The 23,692-nt window shown below is 60.2% G+C and carries 21 protein-coding genes; all 21 read left to right on the forward strand.

The genetic code is table 11. From position 1 onward, the window contains the following. The first annotated feature begins 480 nt into the window (after positions 1-480). The 21 genes from tssA (at position 481) to BK665_RS21700 (ending at position 23,685) form a co-directional block, all read left to right on the forward strand. A complete protein-coding gene (gene tssA, locus BK665_RS21600; protein ID WP_123408652.1) occupies positions 481-2,037 on the forward strand; it encodes a type VI secretion system protein TssA in 1,557 nt (518 codons plus the stop codon). Positions 2,038-2,069: 32 nt separating this feature from the next. Next, a complete protein-coding gene (gene tssB, locus BK665_RS21605) occupies positions 2,070-2,573 on the forward strand; it encodes a type VI secretion system contractile sheath small subunit (protein WP_123408653.1) in 504 nt (167 codons plus the stop codon). A gap of 28 nt (positions 2,574-2,601) precedes the next feature. Beyond that, positions 2,602-4,077: a type VI secretion system contractile sheath large subunit gene (gene tssC / locus BK665_RS21610; RefSeq protein WP_123408654.1), complete on the forward strand. Its 1,476-nt coding sequence runs from the start codon at positions 2,602-2,604 to the stop codon at positions 4,075-4,077. Positions 4,078-4,090: 13 nt separating this feature from the next. Further along, positions 4,091-4,498, forward strand: a complete 408-nt coding sequence (gene tssE, locus BK665_RS21615) for a type VI secretion system baseplate subunit TssE (protein ID WP_123408655.1) — start codon at positions 4,091-4,093, stop codon at positions 4,496-4,498. Positions 4,499-4,508: 10 nt separating this feature from the next. Continuing rightward, positions 4,509-5,033, forward strand: coding sequence for a PAAR domain-containing protein (locus BK665_RS21620; protein WP_123408656.1), 525 nt, complete (start codon positions 4,509-4,511; stop codon positions 5,031-5,033). A 68-nt stretch (positions 5,034-5,101) separates the two neighbouring features. Beyond that, positions 5,102-6,040 carry a DUF6402 family protein gene (locus tag BK665_RS21625; RefSeq protein ID WP_148053245.1) on the forward strand — a complete coding sequence of 313 codons (939 nt, stop codon included), beginning with the start codon at positions 5,102-5,104 and terminating at the stop codon, positions 6,038-6,040. Next, positions 6,040-6,462: a hypothetical protein gene (locus BK665_RS21630; RefSeq protein ID WP_123408658.1), complete on the forward strand. Its 423-nt coding sequence runs from the start codon at positions 6,040-6,042 to the stop codon at positions 6,460-6,462. The genes BK665_RS21625 and BK665_RS21630 overlap by 1 nt, the downstream gene beginning before the upstream one ends. Before the next feature lie 70 nt (positions 6,463-6,532). Further along, positions 6,533-6,802: a hypothetical protein gene (locus BK665_RS21635; RefSeq protein WP_259699649.1), complete on the forward strand. Its 270-nt coding sequence runs from the start codon at positions 6,533-6,535 to the stop codon at positions 6,800-6,802. Next, a complete protein-coding gene (locus tag BK665_RS21640; protein WP_259699646.1) occupies positions 6,799-7,254 on the forward strand; it encodes a hypothetical protein in 456 nt (151 codons plus the stop codon). Before BK665_RS21635 ends, BK665_RS21640 begins: the two co-directional genes overlap by 4 nt. A gap of 24 nt (positions 7,255-7,278) precedes the next feature. Further along, the gene (gene tssF, locus BK665_RS21645; protein ID WP_123408660.1) at positions 7,279-9,066 is read left to right on the forward strand and encodes a type VI secretion system baseplate subunit TssF; all 1,788 of its coding nucleotides are present in this window, start codon (positions 7,279-7,281) and stop codon (positions 9,064-9,066) included. Continuing rightward, complete coding sequence (tssG, locus tag BK665_RS21650) at positions 9,030-10,037, forward strand: type VI secretion system baseplate subunit TssG (protein WP_123408661.1); 1,008 nt, start codon at positions 9,030-9,032, stop codon at positions 10,035-10,037. Before tssF ends, tssG begins: the two co-directional genes overlap by 37 nt. Before the next feature lie 14 nt (positions 10,038-10,051). Next, the gene (gene tssH / locus BK665_RS21655) at positions 10,052-12,706 is read left to right on the forward strand and encodes a type VI secretion system ATPase TssH (protein ID WP_123408662.1); all 2,655 of its coding nucleotides are present in this window, start codon (positions 10,052-10,054) and stop codon (positions 12,704-12,706) included. 10 nt (positions 12,707-12,716) lie between these two features. Then, the gene (locus tag BK665_RS21660) at positions 12,717-14,237 is read left to right on the forward strand and encodes a sigma-54 interaction domain-containing protein (protein WP_123408663.1); all 1,521 of its coding nucleotides are present in this window, start codon (positions 12,717-12,719) and stop codon (positions 14,235-14,237) included. Between the two features lie 93 nt (positions 14,238-14,330). Beyond that, positions 14,331-14,471, forward strand: a complete 141-nt coding sequence (locus BK665_RS21665) for a type VI secretion protein (protein WP_092276060.1) — start codon at positions 14,331-14,333, stop codon at positions 14,469-14,471. A 17-nt stretch (positions 14,472-14,488) separates the two neighbouring features. Beyond that, complete coding sequence (tagH, locus tag BK665_RS21670) at positions 14,489-15,685, forward strand: type VI secretion system-associated FHA domain protein TagH (protein ID WP_123408664.1); 1,197 nt, start codon at positions 14,489-14,491, stop codon at positions 15,683-15,685. 5 nt (positions 15,686-15,690) lie between these two features. Next, positions 15,691-16,191, forward strand: a complete 501-nt coding sequence (gene tssJ, locus BK665_RS21675) for a type VI secretion system lipoprotein TssJ (RefSeq protein WP_123408665.1) — start codon at positions 15,691-15,693, stop codon at positions 16,189-16,191. A gap of 2 nt (positions 16,192-16,193) precedes the next feature. After that, entirely contained in the window at positions 16,194-17,525 is a 1,332-nt protein-coding gene (gene tssK, locus BK665_RS21680; RefSeq protein WP_123408666.1) for a type VI secretion system baseplate subunit TssK, read from the forward strand. A gap of 5 nt (positions 17,526-17,530) precedes the next feature. Continuing rightward, complete coding sequence (gene icmH / locus BK665_RS21685; protein WP_123408667.1) at positions 17,531-18,406, forward strand: type IVB secretion system protein IcmH/DotU; 876 nt, start codon at positions 17,531-17,533, stop codon at positions 18,404-18,406. 13 nt (positions 18,407-18,419) lie between these two features. Continuing rightward, complete coding sequence (tssM, locus tag BK665_RS21690) at positions 18,420-21,959, forward strand: type VI secretion system membrane subunit TssM (protein WP_123408668.1); 3,540 nt, start codon at positions 18,420-18,422, stop codon at positions 21,957-21,959. Beyond that, a complete protein-coding gene (locus BK665_RS21695; RefSeq protein WP_123408669.1) occupies positions 21,959-22,687 on the forward strand; it encodes a PP2C family protein-serine/threonine phosphatase in 729 nt (242 codons plus the stop codon). Before tssM ends, BK665_RS21695 begins: the two co-directional genes overlap by 1 nt. After that, a complete protein-coding gene (locus BK665_RS21700) occupies positions 22,684-23,685 on the forward strand; it encodes a serine/threonine-protein kinase (protein ID WP_185076596.1) in 1,002 nt (333 codons plus the stop codon). Before BK665_RS21695 ends, BK665_RS21700 begins: the two co-directional genes overlap by 4 nt. The last annotated feature ends 7 nt before the right edge of the window (positions 23,686-23,692 follow it).

A 23,692-nucleotide genomic window follows, 5' to 3' on the forward strand; every position in this document is an offset into this window, starting at 1 on the left:
TCCCATCGTCAATTCCACTATATAAAAGTGCCATCATTGCGATGGCACTTTTTTAGTTCCGTGTTGTCCCACCACGTTTTGTTCATAAATGTGTGTAACCTTTCAGACCTTTCCTACAGTTATCTTTTTTTATTCTTGTCATGCTTCGAGCCTGTCATTCGGGCCGAATCGTCAATGGTTGTTGGGAGATAACGGAACGGCTCTGGCTCAATGGTTCCGGGAAGGTGGCGTGGTAGATGAAATATTAAACTGACATCAGGGGAGCCCCTGAGAGATATAGGGAAATCTCCTACGTGAATCTCGGAACTGTTCGTCTTGTTGTTTAATCAGATGCTTGCTAGTGGCCATCATTGTGATTACGATGCGCCCACTTAAGAGCACGAACTCAATTGGATGAGACTCACCAAAGCTCTTTGATACTGTCCCCCGTCATTGGAACTCCAATAGACGTTCGACCGTAATCCTAAATAAAGGCCATGGATGTCCTACTCAAGCAAACTTTCCGCTCATTACCTTGAACTCGCAAAAGCCTCTGTTTCCAAAGAGAATTTTGCGGGCGAGGATGTTCGCTTTTCGAGCGAATATGAGGCCCTGGAAAGCGAGCTCGCCAAAGCCCAGTCGATGCACGAAGCCGGGCAGATCGACTGGCTGAAAATCCGTGAAAACAGCGAAAACCTGCTACGTACCCAATCCAAGGATTTGCGGGTCGGCGCCTGGCTGACCTGGGCTTTGTACCAGCGCGAATCCTTCCAGGGGCTGCTGGCGGGCCTGGGTTTGCTGCACCACTTGTCGGAAAACCACTGGGCTGAAGTTCACCCGCTCAAGGCGCGAACCCGCTCCGCGGCCATCAGTTGGCTGGTGCCGCGTCTTGAGCAGGTACTGAACGAAAACGTCGCGATCAAAGAGCAGTTGCCGATGTTCCGCCGCATGGTGGAACACCTTGAAGGTCTCGATGCCGCGTGCACCGAGCACCTGGGCGACGACGCGCCGTTGCTGCTGCCGATCTCCCGTCGCCTGAAAAACATGGTGCAACGCGCCGCTGACAACCAGCCCGAACCCGGTGTGGTGGGGGCCGCCGTGGCCCAGGTCAAGCAGGCCGCGACCCAGCTGTTCACCCCCGGCGCCCCGATCGACAACGAAAAAGAAGCCCACAAGGCCCTGCGCGCCCAGCAGGAAAACGCCCGTCCGTTGTGTGCCTGGTGGCTCAAGCAGAAAGCCACCGACCTGCGTGCCCTGCGCCTCAATCGCACATTGCTGTGGCTGCCCATCGACGCGGTGCCCGAGCGTAACGCCGAGCAGATCACCATGTTGCGCGGCCTGCCGGCGGACAAGCTCAAGGCCTATCAGGACCGTTACGACCAGGCCAAATACGCCGACCTGCTGGTGGAACTGGAGGCGAGCCTGGCGAAGGCGCCGTTCTGGTTCGATGGCCAACGAATGGTCTGGGAGTGCCTCCAGGGCCTGAACGCCGAGATGGCAATGCGCGAAGTGGAAATCCACTTCGCGCTTTTGATTCAGCGCCTGCCCGGCATCATCGAATTACGTTTCCATGACGGCGCGCCGTTTGCCGATCCGGCCACCCGCGCCTGGGTCAGCGCCCACGTCATGCCGCACCTGCAAAGCGCCAGTGCGCCGCGCAAGGTCGAAGTCGCTGACAACCAGCCGGCCTGGGAAGTGGCCCTGGAAGAAGTCCTGCCGATTTTGCGAAAGGACGGCCTCAAGGCCGCCGTGCAAATCCTCAAGCAGGGCCTGCAAGCCGCCCAAGGCGGGCGGGCGCGGTTTTTCTGGCAGTTCGCCCTGGCGCGGCTGTGTTTCATGGCCAAAAAGTACGAACTGGCCAGGACCCAACTCGAAACCCTCGACCAAACATTACAGGACTCAGGCCTGAACGCCTGGGAGCCCGATCTTGCGCTGGAAGTGCTGCATTTGCTGCATAGCTGCTGCGAGTTGTTGCCGCAGAACCATGCAGTGCGTGAACGCAAGGAAGAGATTTATCGCAGGCTGTGCCACCTCGATCTCGAAGTGGTACTCGAATAGGCCCCAGGGCCACAACCGCAAGGAGAAAAGCCATGGCCAAAGAAGGCTCGGTAGCCCCCAAGGAACGCATCAACGTCACCTTCAAACCTGCCACCGGTGGTGCCCAGGAAGAGATTGAACTGCCGTTGAAACTACTGGCAATCGGTGACTACACCCACCGCAAGGACGAACGCAAAGTCGAAGATCGCAAGCCGATCAGCATCGACAAAAACACCTTCGACGAAGTGCTGGCCAAGCAAGAGCTTAGCCTGACGTTGAACGTGCCGAACCGTCTTCAGGAAGAAGGCAGCACCGAAGAGCTGGGCGTGCAACTGCGCGTCAACTCGATGAAGGACTTCAACCCGGCCTCGCTGGTTGAGCAAGTGCCTGAGCTGAAAAAACTGATGGAACTGCGCGACGCGCTGGTGGCCCTCAAAGGTCCGCTGGGTAACGCGCCTGCGTTCCGCAAAGCCATCGAAGGCGTTCTCGCCGACGACGAATCCCGCGGTCGCGTACTGGGTGAGCTGGGCTTGAACGCCGCCGCCCAGGACGCCTGAGTCTCTATCAGCCAAGGAAGCCAACACAATGAGCACTAGCGCAGCACAGCAAAAGAGCAAAGAGAGCGGCGAATACAGCATTCTCGACAGCATCATCGCCGAGACCCGCCTGACGCCGGACGACGAAGCCTACGACATCGCCAAGCGCGGCGTTTCGGCCTTCATCGAAGAGCTGCTCAAGCCGCAGAACAACGGTGAGCCGGTCAAGAAGGCCATGGTCGACCGCATGATCGCCGAGATCGATGCCAAGCTCAGCCGCCAGATGGACGAAATCCTGCACCACCCGGACTTCCAGTCCCTGGAATCGTCGTGGCGTGGCCTGCAGTTGCTGGTCGATCGCACCAACTTCCGCGAAAACATCAAGATCGAAATCCTCAACGTCTCCAAAGACGACCTGCTGGACGATTTCGAAGATTCGCCGGAAGTGATGCAGTCGGGCCTGTACAAGCACATCTACACCGCTGAATACGGTCAGTTCGGTGGTCAGCCTGTGGGCGCGATCATCGCTAACTACTACATGTCCCCAAGCTCGCCGGACGTGAAACTGATGCAGTACGTGTCCAGCGTAGCCTGCATGTCCCACGCCCCGTTCATCGCGGCTGCCGGCCCAAAATTCTTCGGCCTGGAAAGCTTCACCGGCCTGCCGGACCTCAAGGATCTGAAAGATCACTTCGAAGGCCCGCAATTCGCCAAATGGCAGAGCTTCCGTGAGTCGGAAGACTCCCGTTACGTTGGCCTGACCGTGCCGCGTTTCCTGCTGCGCAACCCGTACGACCCGGAAGAAAACCCGGTCAAATCGTTCGTGTACAAAGAAACCGTCGCCAACAGCCACGAACACTATCTGTGGGGCAACACTGCCTACGCGTTCGGCACCAAGCTGACCGACAGTTTCGCCAAGTTCCGCTGGTGCCCGAACATCATCGGCCCGCAGAGCGGTGGCGCGGTTGAAGACTTGCCGTTGCACCACTTCGAAAGCATGGGCGAAATCGAAACCAAGATTCCTACCGAGGTTCTGGTTTCCGATCGTCGTGAATACGAACTGGCCGAGGAAGGCTTCATCTCCCTGACCATGCGCAAAGGCTCCGACAACGCGGCGTTCTTCTCCGCGAGCTCGGTGCAGAAGCCGAAGAACTTCGGCATCAGCGCAGAAGGCAAGGCTGCAGAGCTGAACTACAAGCTCGGCACCCAACTGCCGTACATGATGATCGTCAACCGCCTGGCTCACTACTTGAAAGTGCTGCAGCGCGAGCAACTCGGTTCGTGGAAAGAACGTACCGACCTCGAACTGGAACTCAACAAGTGGATCCGCCAGTACGTGGCCGACCAGGAAAACCCAAGCGCCGAAGTCCGTGGCCGTCGTCCACTGCGCGCTGCCCAGATCATCGTCAGCGATGTCGAAGGCGAGCCTGGCTGGTATCGCGTCAGCCTGAACGTGCGCCCGCACTTCAAGTACATGGGTGCCGATTTCACCCTGTCGCTGGTTGGCAAGCTGGACAAAGAGTAAGCGGAGCTAACTCATGACTGGATACGGCAGCCTTTTCGAACGCCTGGGTGGCGACGCGGACAAACGCGTCGGCTGGAGCCGCGAGGTCTCCGCCATGGCGTCCGTGGCTGCCCATCTGGCCAAGATGCTCAGCACCCGTGCGGGCAGCGTGCAAACGCTGTCCGATTACGGGCTACCCGATCTCAATGACATGCGTCTGAGCCTGCACGACTCCCTGAGTCAGGCCCGTCTGGCCATCGAAAATTTCATCGAAGCCTACGAGCCACGCCTGAGCAACGTGCATGTCATTTCCCTGCCGCGCGACCACGATCAGCTTCGCCTGTCCTTCAGCATCGAAGGCCTGCTGGAAGTTGATGGTTTCAAGCGTCAGGTCAGTTTCGCCGCGCGCCTGGATGGCAGCGGTCAAGTGAAGGTCACTTAAGGAGATTCGTATGTCCGGCAAACCCGCAGCACGCGTCACCGACCCCACCGCTTGCCCGCTCCCCGGCCACGCCACCAACCCGATCGCCGCCGGTTCCGGCGACGTGTTCTTCGACGGCCTCCCGGCCGCCCGCCAAGGCGATGCCTCGGCGTGTGGTGGCGCGATGGTCGGCGGGTTGGCGACGACGGTTTTGATTAATGGAAAAGCGGCGGCGACTGTGGATTCCGTTGGGACCCATGGCAATAAGGTTGTTGCCGGGTCCGGGACGGTGATTATTGGGAATTCGCATTCGGCGGTGCCGTTTGTGGCGCCGTTGCCGGTGGAAATTCAATGGCCGTTTAACGAGCATTTTGTGATCAATTGCCAGGAAACGGGGAAACCGTTGGCCGGGGTTGAGTACACGCTGAAAACCGCCTCTGGAAAGATCGTCAGTGGCGTTACCGGAGCGGACGGTAAGACTCAAACCGTGTTCTCGGCTACGGCGGAAAAAGTTGAATTGATTATTGAGCCGCAATCGGAAGTGGCAATTGCATAAATACTGGATTGGATTCGGGCAAGCGACGGCCGCGAGCAATTGATCTAATTATAGAAAGGGATGTTGAGATGGCGGGCACGGTAGTAACTACAAGCATGACACCGGCGAGTAACAAAACTGGCCAGTCCGCTACTGCTCCGCGAAAATTCGGCGTCTCCGATATTCCTGCTGCAATGAGAAAAATAAAATGGCCCGTTGCTGCTGCACTAATGGATTATTGGTTTGCTGGTAAACCTTGGCCCACCAAAGATGGCGGCATGTCTCCCGAAGTTAAAAGGCATGAGGCGCTTGCTCAAGAACCCTATGTTGAAACTTCAATTGTCAAGATGAGTTGGTTGACTGGTTTTGAGCGCGCAAATAAAGTCATTAAAGTTCTAAAATCATCCTGGAATAATGCCGCTGCTATAAAGCAGATGCAGGATAAGTACTTGCCGAAATTTCAAGGGAAGGCACCGGGTGTATATCCTTTGAAATTTGATGGTAATGCCAGAGCGGTTGAAGCATTTGGTTACGCCAATTCGAGAGCGGTTGAATTCGATCTGATCGATGAAACAGATGAGTTAAGAGCAGCGCTGGCTAACTTTAATCTCCGGGTCTTTGTTGAAGGTAAAGTTATCGTAGCTATTGACCGTATCCAGCTTTTCGTAGACCGCATTGGAATATATGTCGAGGACGCTTACGATTTTGTTGACTCTGCGGGTTTCAAACCAAGCCAGCCCTTGGGGTATTGGAATTTTGACGGTATAGCCGATCCGGTGTCAGCCAATGCCGCCAATATTGGCATGCAGCAAATGCAGAGCGACATGGCGAGAAATCCTTTTGCATCGGATGACTCAGCAAACAAAATGTACAAAGAGCTAGCCGAAGCACGCTATTACTATATTACTAACTCAAGTTTTGAGAGATATAGAAGGGAGCACGGCAAAGGCGGCGACTTTCAAGTGTTTTCAGATGTACTTTATGAAAACGTCCCTTTGGTGGTCATACATCTGTGGGAGAAAAAATAATGACAGTCATGGCTCAAAAAAAATGGATTGTACGAGGCGTGATTGTTGTGGCGGTATTCGCTGCCATGCTGATCTATTGTGTAAAAGCAATGTTGGACTATCCCTCGGATGTTTCTGTGGAAAGCCCTTCGGGACGTTATGTTATGCAGAACGTGCCAGTTGAGAAGATTTTTATGTTGGGTGGCATGGCATATTTGCGGGTCACGGACAAACAAAATCCACAGAAAGTTTACCGGACGCCCTTATATGATATGCAGTCCCTTGATATGCGTCCGTTTGAAAACGAACAAAGGGTCGGTATCTCCTGGATCGATTTCGATCAGCAGGCTAAAACCTTCACGATTTCGATGCCGCAGTGGAAAGAAAGTTGGCTGAATGTATTTATCAGTAATACGCCTTATACGAATCTGGAAAACGACTGATATGTTCGGTGCTTGCCTCGTCATTCATCCGCTGAGCAAAAGACTCGCTGTAGCCGTCGCGGTCGTGGCAATGGTTCTGACCTGGGCGACACCCGTGTTTTCGAATGCCCTGATGTTGCTGATGGACCGTATGAATTTTATCCCGGGTGAGTCGTCAATCTGGACTTTCAAGCCTTATGAGATCAATCAGGGGTCGAGCAACTACTGGCTCTATGGCGAGGATGCACGCAGCTACTACCACTTTGCCTATATCCCCAATGCACCTTATCGATCAATTTCCAAAAGCAATCAGTGCGCAGGTTTCGACAAACGGGATGTCCGCACCTGGTGCATACCATGAATCGACTCCTTATTCATGGGCCAATGATCAATCAGGGCCAACGCAGGTTCCTGAAAACAGCCCTCTGGGTCCCGATTTCCGTGCTCGTGGCTCTGCTTATTCTCGAGTGGGCACACGGCTATTCAGCGGTTTCAGGCTGGGAGCAATTTCTGACGATCTATGTCCTCGCCTTCGGCATCCCGGCCTATATCGCGTTCGCTACATGGGCAACACCCGCGCTGAGCAAAATGACCGAACAACAGATCCTGAAGAAAATCTGGCGTGCACCACTGACATTCATCCCGTTTTACGCCGCCCCTTGGGTGATTTGCGGGTTGGCTTTTGTGCTTTTGGGGAACCTCGCCGGGTTCCCGATGATGGTGGGCTGGCTGGCTTTTCTGGCGTACCTGCTCATCGCCGGCTATGTGGTTTCCGGTCTGACCGTCGCGCTGTATAGGACAGTTTTTTCATGAGATTCAATACCAGGCAGGTAACCCGTGTCCTTTAACCACTACTACCAAAGCGAACTCACCGCACTTCGCCAGTTGGGTCGTCGATTCGCCGAGCGTAGCCCGGCGTTGGCGCCTTTTCTGGGTCAGGCTGGGCGGGATCCGGACGTGGAGCGGTTGCTGGAGGGCTTTGCGTTCCTGACCGGGCGCCTGCGCCAGAAGCTCGATGACGAGTTGCCAGAGCTCAGCCATTCGCTGATGCACTTGCTGTGGCCCAACTACATGCGGCCGCTGCCGGCGTTCAGCATTTTGCAGTTTGATCCGCTGAAGCGTTCGGGTCCTGCACTGATGGTCGAGCGTGACACGCCGGTGGAAAGCGTGCCGATTGATGACGTGCGTTGCCGCTTCCGCACCTGCTACCCGACCGAAGTCTTGCCGCTCGATTTGGCCGCGCTGAATTACTCGGTGAAGGGCGACGGTTCTCTGTTGAGCCTGCGCCTGGAGATGAGCGCCGACGGTCACCTCGGCGAACTGGAGCTGAGCCGCTTGCGCCTGCACTTTGCCGGCGAGCGCTACATCAGCCAGATGTTGTACCTGAGCTTGCTGCGCAACCTGGAAGGTATCGAGCTGATTCCACTGGACGGCGCCGGCAAGCCGATCAACGGCGTCAACGGCATGCCGATGGCGTTCAAGATGCCCGGCGACCGCGTGCAGCCGGTGGGTTTTGCCGAAGAAGAAGCGTTGATCCCGTATCCGCTGAACACCTTCCGTGGCTACCGTTATCTGCAAGAGTATTTCGCCTTCCAGGACAAATTCCTGTTCGTCGATATCAATGGCCTGGACCTGCTCAAGGCACTGCCGGAAGACACCCTCAAACAAGTACGCGGTCTGGAGTTGCGCTTCGACATTCGCAAGAGCGGCATCCAGCGCCTGCGGCCGACCCTGGACAACGTGAAGCTCTACTGCACGCCCATCGTCAACCTGTTCAAGCACGACGCATTGCCGATCCGCCTCGACGGCAAACAGGATGAATACCTGCTGCTGCCAGCGGAATACGACCTGGAAAACTGCGGCGTGTTTTCCGTGGAAACCGTCACCGGTTGGAAGCCGGGCGGCCTCGGTTATCAGGAGTACGTGCCGTTCGAATCCTTTGAGCACGATCCGAGTTTCGACGTGCCCAACAGCCGTCCGCATTACAGCATCCGCCAGCGCTCGTCCTCGCTGCACAACGGCCTCGACACTTACCTGAGCTTCGGCATCCGCCACACCGAAGCCCACGAAACCCTGTCGATCGAGCTGATGTGCACCAACCAGAACCTGCCGCGCAAGCTCAAGCTCGGCGACATCAGCCAGGCCTGCGAAGAAACGCCGGAGTTCCTGAGTTTCCGCAACATCACCCCGGCCACGCCGAGTTATGCGCCGCCGCTGAACCGCGACTTCCTGTGGAAGCTGATCAGCAACATGTCGCTCAACTATTTGTCCCTGGCCGACGTCAATGCGTTGAAGGTGATTCTCGAAACCTACGACCTGCCGCGCTACTACGACCAACACGCGGAAAAAGTCAGCAAACGCCTGCTGGGCGGGCTCAAGTCGATCAAGCACCAACACGTCGACAGATTGCACCGAGGGTTGCCGGTACGCGGGTTGCGTACCGAGCTGACCATCGACCCGGAAGGGTATATCGGCGAGGGCGACCTGTTCGTTTTCGCTTCGGTTCTCAACGAGTTTTTCGCGCTTTACGCCAGTCTCAATTCGTACCACGAGCTGCGGGTAAAAAGCACACAGGGAGAGGTGTACCAATGGACACCACGTATGGGCCTTCAGCCGCTGCTTTAAGCGGACTGACCCGAGGAATACGCGAGTACTCGCTGTTTCAGGCCGTGCTGCTGGTGGTTGACCGGCTGCGCGAGGCCCACCCGCACCTGAGCCAGGACGATTTGTACGATCAGCTGGAATTCCAGGCCAATCCGAGCCTGGGTTTCCCTGGCAGTGACGTTGATCGCGTGGAGTTTTTCACCGAGCACGGGCACCTGCGCGCGCGGATGCGTTTCAACCTGATCGGCCTGGTCGGTTCCGGTTCGCCGCTGCCGGCGTTCTACGGCGAACAGGCCCTGGGCGACAGCGAAGACGGCAACCCGACGCGCAACTTCCTTGACCTGTTCCACCATCGCCTGCAACGGCTGATGCTGCCGATCTGGCGCAAGTATCGCTACCGCGCCAGTTTCGAGAGCGGCGCGCTTGACCCGTTTTCCGCGCAGCTATTCGCGCTGATCGGCCTGGGTGGCGAAGAGATCCGCAAGGCCCAGGAACTGAACTGGAAACGCCTGTTGCCGTACCTCGGCCTGCTCAGCTTGCGGGCGCACTCGGCGGCGCTGATTGAAGCGGTGCTGCGCTACTACTTCAAGCACGCCGAACTGACCATCGAACAGTGCATCGAACGCCGCGTGGAAATCCTCGACGAGCAGCGCAATCGCCTCGGCCGCGCTAACAGCATGCTCGGTGAAGACCTGGTGCTCGGCGAACACGTGCGCGACCGCAGCGGCAAATTCCGCATTCACATCCGCGAGCTCGACTGGCTGCGTTTTCACGAATTCCTGCCGATCGGTTTCGGCTACCAGCCGCTGTGCGCGCTGGTGCGGTTCACCCTGCGTGACCCGCTTGATTACGACATTCGCCTGGTGCTGCGCCAGGAAGAAATCCGCGAACTGCGAATCGGTGAGCAGAACGCCTGTCGCCTGGGGTGGACCAGTTGGCTGGGCCGCGAAAAAGCGGACGGCGTGGTCACCTTGGGCAGCAAAATTCATTAAGGACAGATGACTAAATGAGCAACGTAGACCTGCAACAACTGATTCAGGCGCTGGACGCCGAAACCCGTCGCGACCTGGAAAGTTCGGCCGAACGCTGCGTCGCCCGTGGCGGCAGCAAGATTCTTGTCGAAGACCTGCTGCTGGGCTTGCTGGAGCGCCCGAATGGCCTGCTCGCACGCGCACTGCAAGATGCCGAAGTGGATGCCGGTGAACTGAGTGCCGCGCTGCAATCCCGGGTCGAGCACAGCGCTTCGCGCAACCCGGTGTTCGCTCCGGAACTGGTGCAATGGCTGCAAGATGCCTTGCTGGTGGCCAACCTTGAATTGGGCCAGACCCAGGTCGAGCAAGCGGCGTTGATCCTCGCGCTGTTGCGCAACCCGATGCGCTACGCCGGCAGCCGCTACCAGGCGTTGTTGGCCAAGCTGAACATCGATCGCCTGAAAGAATTTGCCCTGTCCCAGAAAGAGCAACCGGCCACCGGCAAATCCGCCGTGCCGGGCGAATCCTTGCTGGAGCGTTTCACCCACAACCTGACCCAACAGGCCCGGGACGGCAAACTCGACCCGGTGCTGTGCCGCGATGGCGCGATCCGCCAGATGATCGACATCCTCGCCCGTCGTCGCAAAAACAACCCGATTGTGGTCGGTGAAGCCGGCGTCGGTAAAACCGCGATCGTCGAAGGCCTGGCCTCGCGCATCGCCGCCGGTGAAGTGCCGCAGGTTTTGAAAGGCGTTGAGTTGTTGTCGCTGGACATGGGCCTGTTGCAGGCCGGTGCCAGCGTCAAAGGTGAATTCGAGCGGCGCCTCAAAGGCGTGATCGACGAAGTCAAAGCCTCGCCAAAACCGATCATCATCTTCATCGACGAAGCCCATACCCTGATCGGCGCGGGCGGCAATGCCGGCGGTTCCGACGCGGCCAACCTGCTCAAGCCAGCCCTGGCCCGTGGCGAGTTGCGCACCATCGCTGCGACCACATGGGCGGAGTACAAAAAATACTTCGAGAAAGACCCGGCCCTGGCCCGTCGTTTCCAACCGGTGCAACTGCACGAACCGACCGTCAGCGAAGCGGTGACCATTCTGCGTGGCCTGGCCCAGGTCTACGAGAAGAGCCACGGCATCTACCTGCGTGATGACGCTGTGGTCGCCGCTGCCGAATTGTCGGCGCGTTACCTCGCCGGTCGGCAACTGCCGGACAAGGCCGTCGACGTACTCGACACTGCCTGCGCCCGGGTGCGCATCAGTCTCGCCGCCGCCCCGGAAAGCCTTGAGCGTCTGCGGGGTGAACTGGCCGAAGGTGGCCGTCAGCGTCAGGCTCTGCGCCGGGATGCCGAGGCCGGTCTGCTGATCGATCACGAAGCGCTGGACGCTTTGGAAGCGCGTCTGGAAGAAGCCGAAGACGAAAGCGTCGCGCTGGAAGCCCTGTGGACTGAACAGAAAGAACTGGCCGAGCGCCTGTTGGACCTGCGTCAGCAACTGGCCAAGGCCCGGGTCGCCGTAGCCGTCGAGCCAACCGTGACGGTTGAAGAAGACGCCGAAGGCACCGTGATCGAAACCCTTGAAGCGCCTGTCGACGAAACCCAAACCGTCGAAGCGCTGGAAGCCTCGCTCAACGAAACCCATAAAACCCTGACCGCGCTGCAAGTCAAAGAACGTCTGGTGAGCTTCGAAGTCTGCCCGCGTCTGGTGGCTGAAGTGATCAGCGCCTGGACCGGCGTGCCGTTGGCGCAATTGGCCCGCGAGCACAACGCCAAGGTTGCCAGTTTCGCCACCGACCTGCGCGTGCGCATCCGTGGCCAGGAACAAGCGGTTCACGCACTGGATCGCTCAATGCGCGCCACCGCCGCCGGCCTGAACAAACCCGATGCGCCGGTGGGCGTGTTCCTGCTGGTCGGCCCGAGCGGCGTCGGCAAGACCGAAACCGCATTGGCCCTCGCCGATTTGCTGTACGGCGGTGATCGTTTTATCACCACCATCAACATGTCCGAGTTCCAGGAGAAACACACCGTTTCGCGCCTGATCGGTGCGCCGCCAGGGTACGTCGGCTACGGCGAGGGCGGCATGCTCACTGAAGCCGTGCGGCAGAAGCCGTACTCCGTGGTGTTGCTCGATGAAGTCGAGAAAGCTGACCCGGACGTGCTCAACCTGTTCTACCAAATCTTCGACAAAGGCGTGGCCAACGACGGGGAAGGGCGCGAGATCGATTTCCGCAACACGTTGATCCTGATGACCTCGAACCTGGGCAGCGACCTGATCGCCGACCTCTGTGAAAACGGCGAACGGCCATCCGCCGAACTGCTCGAAGAAACCATTCGCCCGGTGCTGAGCAAACACTTCAAACCGGCATTGCTGGCGCGGATGCGCGTGATTCCTTACTTCCCGGTGGGCGGCCCGGTATTGCGCGAGCTGATCGAGATCAAACTCGGTCGTTTGGGCGAACGCTTGAACCGTCGTCAGTTGGAATTCACCTGGTGCCAGAACCTCGTCGATCACCTGTCCGAACGCTGCACCCAGAGCGACAGCGGCGCGCGCTTGATCGACCATTTGCTGGACCTGCACGTGCTGCCGTTGGTGGCGGACCGCTTGCTCGATGCGATGGCCACCGGCGAAAGCCTCAAGCGCGTTCACGCCACGCTCGACGGCAACGCCAGCGTGATCTGCGAGTTCGCCTGAGGTGGGTGTGATGTTCACTCAAGTGCCGCAACCACTGGTCTACGCCGAAGCCTTGCTGGCGCAGTTCGCCAGCCTGTCGCGGGCGGCGGACGGTGCTGCGTTGCTGGGTGACTTCGTGCGCGGTCTGGCCGAGCTCAGCGGTTGCGAGTTGACCCAGTTGTACCTGCTGGATGCGACCCACACCTGCCTGGGAATGAACGCCGAATGCCTCAACGGCATCCTGCAACCCCGGGAAGAAGCGAGCCTGCCGGCGGATTACAACGGTGAACAACTGCTGCAATTCGCCCTGTGCCAGAACCGCGTGGTGTGCCTGAGTGAATTGAGCGGCAGCCTGCACGAAACCTCGTTCCTGCCGAGCCAGGCAACGCCGTGGCAATCGCTGCTGTGCGTGCCGTTGGTCAATCAGCAGAAGGCCGTCGAAGGCTTGCTGCTGTGCGCCAGCCGCCGGCATATCGACCTGCAAGGCTTTGCCGATTCCCTCGGGCAGCTCGGTTCGTTCGTGCTGGGCCAATTGCACCTGCTGCAACGCCTGCGTCAGCCGACCAGCGATGCGCGACCGGCCAAAGTGGTGATTCCGAGCGCCAGCGGGTATGGCCTGATCGGCAAAAGCGCGGCCATGCGCCAGACGTATTCGTTGATCAGCAAAGTCCTGCACAGCCCTTACACCGTGCTGCTGCGCGGCGAAACCGGCACCGGCAAGGAAGTGGTGGCGCGGGCGATTCATGATTGCGGCCCACGGCGTTCCCAGGCGTTTATCGTGCAGAACTGCGCGGCATTCCCCGAAAACCTGCTGGAAAGCGAACTGTTCGGCTACCGCAAAGGCGCCTTCACCGGCGCTGATCGCGACCGCGCCGGGCTGTTCGATGCAGCCAATGGCGGCACCTTGTTGCTCGACGAAATCGGCGACATGCCGCTGTCCCTGCAAGCCAAATTGCTGCGGGTGTTGCAGGAAGGCGAGATTCGGCCGCTGGGTTCCAACGACACCCACAAGATCGACGTGCGCATCATCGCCGCGACTCACCGGGATCTGGCGGTGCTGGTCAGCGAAGGCAAATTCCGCGAGGACTTGTATTACCGCCTCGCGCAATTCCCGATCGAGTTGCCGGCCCTGCGTCAGCGCGAGGGCGACATCCTCGACCTGGCCCGGCACTTCGCGGAAAAAGCCTGCTCGTTCCTGCAACGGGACGCGGTGCGCTGGTCCGATGCGGCGCTGGATCACCTGTCCGGTTATGCCTTTCCCGGCAACGTGCGGGAACTCAAAGGTCTGGTCGAACGGGCGGTGCTGTTGTGCGAGGGCGGCGAGTTGCTGGCCGAGCATTTCTCCCTGCGCATGGAAGCCATGCCGGAAGACAGCAGCAGCCTGAACTTGCGCGAACGCCTGGAGCAGGTCGAACGCAGTCTGCTGCTCGATTGCCTGCGCAAAAACGACGGCAACCAGACCCTCGCCGCCCGCGAACTCGGGCTGCCGCGCCGCACCCTGCTGTATCGCCTCGGGCGCCTGAATATCAATCTGGGTGATTTCGATGGCTAGGCAAAACACCTTCGGCTTCACCTCATTCGCTTCTAACAGCGCCGCCCGCAAGGGTTGGCGCTTTGTACTTTGTCTACCCCTGGAGACCCTCTGATGCCTGTTCGTCACTGGCAAGCCGTCCTGCTGACCCTCGTCGTTCTATGCGGCCTCGGCGGCTGCAGCGGCAATTACAAATTCAACGACAACACCTATCGCCCATTGGGTGATCCGCAGGCGGTCAATCGCGGCAAGTGACCGCAAGGAGCATCATCATGGAACTGGTTTTCGAAATGCTGAACACCAAGCAGTTCGTGCCCACGGATTTGTGCCAGAAGACCTTCAAACAGGCCGGTGGCGTGATTGGCCGGGGCGAGGATTGCGACTGGATCATCCCTGACCGCAAGCGGCACCTGTCCAACCACCATGTGGACATCAGCTACCGCGAAGGCACGTTTTACCTGACCGACACCAGCAGCAACGGCGTCCAGGATGGGCAGAGCGGCGCGCGCCTGCGCAAGGGCGAAGCGGTGCGTATCGAACACGGCAGCACCTACGTGCTGGGCGATTTCGAAATCCGTGCGCGGCTGGTGCGCGACCCGGCGACCTTCGACGTCGAAGTCGGCCGTCCGCAGGCGGCCGGCAGCATCATCCCGGATGACGCGTTCCTCGACCTCGACCCGCTGAATGCCCTCGACCAGCAAGAGCGCGTGTACTCGGAAATCGACGAACTGATCTCCCCGCGCAACGCCCCCGAAGACACCCGTCAGCGCGCCGATTACGCGCGCATCGACATGGAAAGCCTGATGGTCCCGGAGCTGATCGAAGCCCCGGCCGAACCAACGCCAGCCCCGACGCCGAAACCCGTCGAGCGCCAGAGCGAAGGGTTCTGGGAGCACTTCGGTGCCGCTTTGGGCGTAGACCTCAAAGGCCTCGACCACGACGCCCGCGAAGCCCTGGCGCTGAACGCTGCGCGTCTGCTCAAGCAAAGCGTCGGTGGTTTGCAACAGAGCCTGCGCACGCGCAGCGAGCTGAAAAACGAGCTGCGCCTGGCTCAGACAATCGTCCAGGGCAACCAGAAGAATCCGCTGAAATTTGCAGTCGATGCCGGTGAGGCGTTGGGGATTTTGCTGCAGCCGAACAAACCGGGGCAGCTGTCCGCCGAGCAGGCGATCTCCCGTTCGTTCCGGGATTTGCAGGCGCATCAGGTGGCGTTGCTGACCGCCAGCCGCGCCGCCGTTCGCGGCACCCTGGAGCACTTCTCGCCCGAGCAATTGACCTTGCGATTCGAGCGCGACAACAAGCCGATCCTCGCCACCTCCGGCAGTCGCTGGAGAGCCTACGGCCGTTATCACCAGGCGATGCGTCAGGACGATGACTGGAGCGAACGCTTGATGGCTCGCGACTTTGCCCAGGCTTACGAAGAACAGATCCGCCTGATTTCCTCCCTTCACAATGACCACCAAGGATGATGCGCATGTCTCGCTGCTCGACCGCTTTTTTCAAGACGCTGACAGCGCTCACGGCCCTGGTGCTGCTGGCTGGCTGCTCGTCGCTGTCGCCATATTCCACCGTGACCAAACTCAACCTGAAGCTGACCGCCAGCGATCAACTGAACCCGGACCTCAACGGTCGTCCGTCGCCGATCGTCGTGCGCTTGTTCGAACTCAAGCATCCGGTGGCCTTCGAGAATGCTGACTTCTTCAGCCTGTACGAGCGCGCCAAGGAATCCCTGGCCCCGGACATGGTGGCCACCGAAGAGCTGGAATTGCGCCCGGGTGAAACCGTCGAGCTCAAGCTCAGCGTGGAAGAGGGCAGCCGCTACGTCGGCGTGCTCGCCGCCTACCGCGACCTGCCGGAAACCAAGTGGCGCTACACGGTGCAAGTCACCCCGGTGGAAGTCACCGAGGCTGACCTGACCCTCGACCAGTCCGGCATCCGCAACACCAATGAAACGCTCGCCAAGGCGGTTGACTGATCATGAACTCCCATAAAGTCATTTGGCAGGAAGGCATGCTGCTGCGTCCGCAGCACTTCCAGCACAACGATCGCTACTACGACCACCAGATGAAGACCCGCACCCAGTTGCTGGGCAGCTACACCTGGGGCTTCCTCAACCTGGACATCGACTTGCAGTTCCTCAACATGGGCAAACTGGTGATCAGCCAGGCCTCGGGGATTTTGCCGGACGGCAGCCTGTTCGAACTGGGCGGCAACACCGAGCCTTTGGCCCTGGACGTGCCGCCGAACACCGGCAACACGCCTATCTACCTGGCGCTGCCGCTGGTCACGGGCAACCACATCGAAGCCCGTCGCCCGGAGCAATCCGACGTGCTGGCGCGCTACACCGCGTACGAAGCGGAAGTCGCCGATTCCAACGCCGGCGACGACTCCGCCAGCCAGGTCAGCTGCGCCCGTCCGGACTTCCGCTTGTTGCTCGGCGAGCAGCAGAGCGACCAGGCCTACGTGAAGCTGAAGATCTGCGAAGTGCTCGACACCACGCCAGACGGCGTGATCAGCCTCGACCCGGACTTCGTGCCGACCTACATCCAGGCGCATTCGTCCAGCTACCTGCTGTCGTGCCTCAAAGAAGTCATCAGCATGCTCGGCCACCGGGGCGACACCATCGCCGACCGCATCCGTTCCAACGGCAAGGTCGGTGGTGCGGAAGTCGGCGACTTCATGATGCTGCAACTGATCAACCGCACCGAGCTGCTGCTGCGCCACTACCTCGGCCTGGAGCAGGTTCACCCGGAAGAGTTGTACCGCACGCTGCTGACCATGCTCGGTGATCTGGCGACCTTCTCCAGCGACAGCAAACGCCCGCGCCTGGACAGCCGTTACCAGCACAGCGACCAGGGCGCGAGCTTCCGCAAACTGATGGAAGCAATTCGTCAGGTGCTGTCGATGGTGCTCGAACAGCACGCCATCGAACTGGTGCTGCAAGCGCGTCAGTACGGGATCATCGTCTCGCCGTTGCACGACCACAAACTGCTGGGCTCGGCGTCGTTCGTGCTCGCGGCCAGTGCCAACTGCGATTCCGAAGAACTGCGCCACCGTTTGCCGGCGCACCTCAAGGTCGGCCCGGTGGAGCGCATCCGCCAACTGGTCAACCTGCATCTGCCAGGCATCAAGGTCAAACCGTTGCCGGTGGCCCCGCGGCAGATCGCGTTCCACTCCAACAAAACCTATTTCATCCTCGAACTCAGTTCCGAAGACCTGGCGCAACTCGAGCGCTCCGGCGGCTTCGCGTTCCACGTGTCCGGCGAATTTGCCGAGCTTGAACTGAAATTCTGGGCCATCAGGAACTGACCGATATGTTTAAGGACATGGAACACAACCAGGACGACAAAACCGTCCTGCTCGACCGCCAGGGCCACGGCCCTGCTTCGAGTCCGCTGACTGACTTCGCCGCGCCACCGCGCTTCGAACAGCTTGAAGAACGCATGATCTACGCCGCGCGGTTGCGCCCGGCGGAAGCGTTCAACATCAGCCTCAATTCCCTGGTGGCCGCGGCGTCCGACCTGTTGTCGGAAGTGGTACGCCTCAAGCACAGCGACACCCGCGAGGACATGTACGCGCTCAACGAGCGACTGACCTCCGCGCTGAAGCTGTTTGAAGTACGCGCCCTGCACAACGGCGCCGAAAGCAGCCAGGTGATGGCCGCCCGTTATGTGCTCTGCACCGTGGTCGACGAAGCCGTCGTCACCACGCCGTGGGGCAACGAAAGCGAGTGGTCGCAGATGAGCCTGCTTAGCAGCTTCCACAACGAAACCTTCGGCGGCGAGAAGTTCTTCCAGTTGCTGGATCGCCTGTCGAAAAACCCGGTCAAGCACCTGCCGATGCTGGAGCTGATGTACCTGTGCCTGTCCCTGGGCTTCGAAGGCAAGTACCGGGTGCAAGCCCGCGGCATGCTCGAGCTCGAAGGCATCCGCGACGCCTTGTATCGCCAGATTCGTCAACTGCGCGGCGACGTGCCACGTGAGCTGTCACCCCATTGGGAAGGCTTGAACGATCAGCGCCGCAGCCTGGTGCGCATCGTGCCAGCGTGGATGGTGGTGCTGTTTACCGTGGTCTGCCTGGTGGTGATGTATTCGGGTTTTGCCTGGGTATTGGGCGAGCAACGCGAAACCGTTCTGCAACCTTATCAGCAGCTAGATCCGGCCGCGGTCCAGCCGCAGTCGCAGCCGTAAACAGGGACGTGTGATGAAAAAGTTTTTCAAGAAAGTCGGCGCATTCTTGCGCAAGACCTGGGTCTGGACCTTGCTGGTGGTGCTGTTCCTCGCGCTGCTGGTGTGGTTCGTCGGGCCGCTGCTGGCAGTCGATGACTACAAGTTCTGGGAAGGTTCGACCTCCCGCCTGCTGACCATCAGTGTGCTGTTCCTGATCTGGGGCCTGACCATGGTCTTCGTCAGCTGGCGCGCCGGTGTGCGCAAGAAAGCCATCGAAGACACCGAAGACGGCCAGGATCGTATCCGCCGTGAAGAGCTGATCGACGAAGAGCAGAAAGAGTTGAAGGTGCGTTTCAAGGACGCGCTGAAAACCCTCAAGACTTCGAGCCTGTATCGCGGTCGCAGCGAGCGCTGGCGCAGTGATTTGCCCTGGTACTTGCTGATCGGTCCACAGGGCAGCGGCAAGACCAGTTTGCTGGACTTCTCGGGCCTTGAGTTCCCGATCAACAAGATCGACCGCAAACTGACCCGCGACACCCTCGGCACCCGTCACTGCGACTGGTACTTCGCCGACCACGGTGTGCTGATCGACACCGCTGGCCGCTACCTGACCCAGCCGGATGCCGAAGTCGATGGCAGCGCCTGGAGCACCTTGCTCGACCTGCTGCGCAAGCGCCGTCGCAACCGTCCGTTGAACGGCGTGCTGGTCACCATTCCGGTAGAAACCCTGCTGGGTGGCAGCGAGCAAGACCTCGACACCCTGGCGCGCCAGGTGCGTGCCCGCTTGCAGGACGTGCATCAGAAACTGCACGTCGATGTGCCGATTTATCTGGTACTCAGCAAGGCTGATCGACTGCTCGGTTTCGACGAGTTCTTCGATCAACTGAGCCGTGAAGAAAGCGATCAGGTACTCGGCACCAGTTTCCGCAAAGAGCAGAGCGGCACCGACGTGGCCGTGCTGCGCGCCGAGTTCGAAGAGCTGCTGCGTCGCCTGAACAGCCAAGTGATCATGCGCATGCACCAGGAGCGTGACACCCAGCGCCGTGGCCGCATCCTCGACTTCCCGCATCAACTGGGGCAAATCGGCGAGCGCCTGTGCCTGTTCGTCGACATGGCGTTCACCGGCAACCGCTACCAGCGCGTCAGCCAGTTGCGCGGTTTCTACCTGACCAGCGCCCCGCACCTGACCCAGGAAATGGACCAGACCACCGCCGGCATCGGCGCCAATCTGGGCATGAACGCCGGCGTGCTGCCGACCCTGCGCAGCGGCCGTTCGCGTTTCATCCACCATTTGCTCAGCCGCGTGATCTTCCCGGAAGCCGATCTGGCGGGCCTGGACAAGCGCGAACGCAGCCGCATCCACTGGGGCCAACGTGCGTTGTACGTGGGTGCACTGGCGGCATTGGCGCTGTTCGGCATCTTGTGGGCGGGCGGTTTCTCCGCCAACTATGAGCGTCTGGAAAACCTGCGTTCTTTGGCACAAAACTGGACGCAATCGCGCTCGGCGCTGAGCCCGCGCGATGACTCCATGGCTGTGCTCAAGACCCTCGACACCAGCTACGCGGCGACCCAGGTGTTCCCGAACAAGGGTGACGTGAGTTACCACGAGCGCGGCGGTTTGTATCAGGGCGAAGAGTCCAACCCGGTGGTTAAAGCGGCCTACGAGCGTGAGCTCGAAGCGCAACTGTTGCCACGGGTCGCGACCCTGCTGGAAGGGCAGATCCGCGCCAACATGCAGGACCGTGAGCGCTTGCTCAACAGCCTGCGTGCGTACCTGATGCTGAACATGAAGGATCGCCGCGATGCAGGCTGGCTCAAGGATTGGGTCGCCACTGACTGGTCCACGCGCTACGCCGGCAACACGGCGGTGCAGAACGGTTTGAACACGCACTTCGAGCGCTTGTTGCAGCAGCCGTTTATCTACCCGCTCAACGATCAACTGGTGGCCCAGGCGCGTCAGGTCTTGCGTAGCGAGTCCCTGGCTAACGTGGTTTACCGGATGCTGCGCGAGCAGGCCCGCAACCTGCCGGAATACCGTTTGAGCCAACACATCGGCCCCCAAGCGGCGATGTTTGTCGGCACCGACTACGTGATCCCGGGGTTCTACACGCAACAGGGTTATCAGCAGTACTTCTCGATCCAGGGCTCGGCGCTGGTCACCGATATCCTGCGCGACAACTGGGTGCTGGGCGAAGGCTCGGGCATCAGCGGCATGGACTTGCGTCGCCTGATGGTCGAACTGGAGCAACTGTACTTCCGCGACTACGCCAACTTCTGGAGCGAAGCCGTAGGCCAGGTTGCCCTGCCGGCGATCAGCGATTTCAGCGACGGCGCCGAGCAACTGGCGGGCCTGACCTCGGCCAACTCGCCGGTGCTGCAATTGCTGGTGGAAGTGCGCGAGAACACCCGGTTCCCGGCCGAAGCCGATCCGGTTGACCAAGCAGCGGATGCTGCGGGCGCACTGGCCGATCAGAAAGGCAAGTTGGGCAAACTCGGTAAACTCGCTTCTGCCGCTGCGGACAAAGCTTCGGACATGGCGGCGACGAAAAACCTGCCGGACACTGCGAAGAAATCCCTGCAACGTCGCTTCGAACCGCTGCACCGTCTGCTGGATGACAACAACGGCCCGGCCGCTGATTTGACCCCTGCCTTGCAAGCGCTCAACGACCTGCAACTGCAAGTCGCCAGCCTGGCCCGCGCCAGTTCGCCGGAGCAGGCTGCGTTTGAAATGGCCAAGACCCGCATGGGCGGCCAGCGTGATGCGCTGAGCAACCTGCGCAATGCCTCCAACCGTTTGCCGCGTCCGGTCAGTGTCTGGTTCAACGTGTTGGCCGAAGACACCTGGCGTCTGGTGCTCAACGATTCCTATCAGTACCTGAACCAGCGCTACCAGAGCGAGCTGTACAGCTTCTACGGCAAGGCGATCAACAAGCGGTATCCGTTCAGCGCCCACAGCACCAGCGACGTGGCGATCAGCGACTTCCGCGAGTTCTTCAAGGCCCAGGGCATCAATGACCGGTTCTTCGACACCTACATGCGTCCATTCGTCAGCGGCGATCCGGGCAACTACCGCATGCGCAGCGTCGATGGTCACAGCCTGCCGATCTCCAAGGTCTACCTCGACCAGATGGCGGCGGCGCAAACCATTCGCCAGAGCTTCTTCGCCGAAAACCCGGCCGAGCCGCAGGTGCAATTCAAACTGGAGCCGTACACCCTCGACCCGGCCGTCAGCCGTTCCGAGTTCAAGTTTGGCGACAAGACCATCGAATACCGTCACGGTCCGATCGTGCCGGTGTCGTTCAAATGGCCGACCGACGCTGAAGATGGTCGCACCAGCCTGGTCCTCGACAAAATGGTCGGTCGCCCGATCGGTATCGAGAAGAACACCGGCCCATGGTCGCTGTTCCGTCTGTTCGACCTGATGCAGACCGAGTACCTGAACGGTCGTGACGTGCTGGTGCTGAAAGCGGACGTGGGTGGCCTGCGCGCCAACTACCTGCTGTCGAGCCAGCGCACGCCGAACCCGTTCGACATGGGCGTGCTGCGCACCTTCCGTATGCCGGTGCAGCTCTGATGCTGGTTGCCACTCCCTGGCGCAGCGCTGCGCGTACCGATCCGGGCAAGGTTCGGGCGCGCAACGAGGATGCTTTTCTCGACTGTCCGCAGCAGGGGCTGTGGGTGGTCGCGGACGGCATGGGCGGTCATCAGGGTGGCGACATTGCCAGCCAGTTGATCGTCGCCAGCCTGGCGGAATTGCCGGTGCAAGACGACTTCGACGAACGACTCAAAGGCATTCGCCAGTGCTTGCACTGGATCAATCGCCGCTTGGGCCAGGAGTTGACCGTCACCGCCGGGCGCCACGACAGCATCATGGGCAGCACCGTGGTGGCGCTGCTGGTAGAAGGCAGTCGCGCGGCCTGCATCTGGGCCGGCGACAGCCGTTGCTACCTGTGGCGTGGGCAACGGTTGTATCAGCTGTCCAAGGACCATTCGCTGCAACAGCAACTGATCGACGAGCAAAACATGAGCATCGAAGACGCCCGCGCCCATCCCTCGGCCCATGCCCTGACCCGTGCGGTCGGGGCGGCGGATGTGCTGACCCTGGACGTGCTCGAACTCGAGGTTTACCCCGGCGATACGTTCCTGTTGTGCAGTGACGGTTTGTACCAAGGGCTGAGCAGCGATGCCTTGGGCAATGCCCTGAGCCTGACCGCGCCGCATGTTGCGCTGGAGCGTCTGTTCGACGGCGCCTTGCGTGGCTCGGCGCGGGACAACCTAACTGCCGTGGTGATCCGCCAATGACTGAACTCATGCGACCGCTCGACGACCTGTTGGTGAGCGAAGAGCAGGACAACAACCTGACCTACTTTGCGTTCGCCAAACCGCATCAGGCAGCACCCGCGCCGGCGCCGACCCGGGCCAGTGTCGGTGAGTTGCCGGATGTGCTGGCAGGCCGTTACCGCATCGAGCGTCTGCTCGGTGCCGGTGGCATGGGCGCGGTTTACCGCGCTCGGGACTTGCTGAACGAACAGTTCGGCGATCCCGACCCTTATATCGCGCTGAAAATCCTCAGCGAAGAATTTGCCGAATCGCCGGACGCCAGTGCCTTGCTCTACAGCGAGTTCGCCCTGACCCGACGCCTGCGCCACGACAACGTGCTGCGCTTCCACACCTTTGAAGTCGACACCGACTGCCAGCGTGCCTTCATCACCATGGAACTCATGCGTGGGCTGACCCTGGACAAATTACTCTGCGAGCGGCCCCTGGGCCTGCCGTGGAAAGAACTGCGCGACATCGCGCTGCCGCTGCTCGACGCGCTGGCCTACGCCCACGCTCGCGGCGTGCTGCACGGTGACTTGAAGCCGAGCAACGTGATGCTCAGCGAAGAAGGCGTGCGCCTGTTCGACTTCGGCCTCGGCCAGGCCGAAGAGGGCATCCTGCCGGGCCTGCCACACCTGAGCCGCAGCCGCTTCAATGCCTGGACCCCAGGCTACGCCGCCCCGGAACTGCTCGAAGGCCAGCCGCTGACCGCCCGCGCTGACGTCTACGGCGTGGCCTGCGTGCTCTACGAACTGGCGGGCGGCAAACACCCGTTCCGCCGCTTGCCCTCGACCCAGGCCCGCGATGAACGCCTGGAGCGCGAGCTGCACGCACCCCGCAACCTACCGAAACACTGCTGGCCAGCCCTGCGCAAAGCGCTGACCTTCAACCCGGCTAAACGCACCATCACGGCCGCCCAATTACTCAGCGCCATGGGCGCCACCTCGTCTTTGCTGCAACGCCTGCGACTGCGGGCGTAACGGATGA

The sequence above is a fragment of the Pseudomonas frederiksbergensis genome (genome assembly GCF_003732665.1).
Lineage (GTDB): Bacteria > Pseudomonadota > Gammaproteobacteria > Pseudomonadales > Pseudomonadaceae > Aquipseudomonas > Aquipseudomonas frederiksbergensis_G.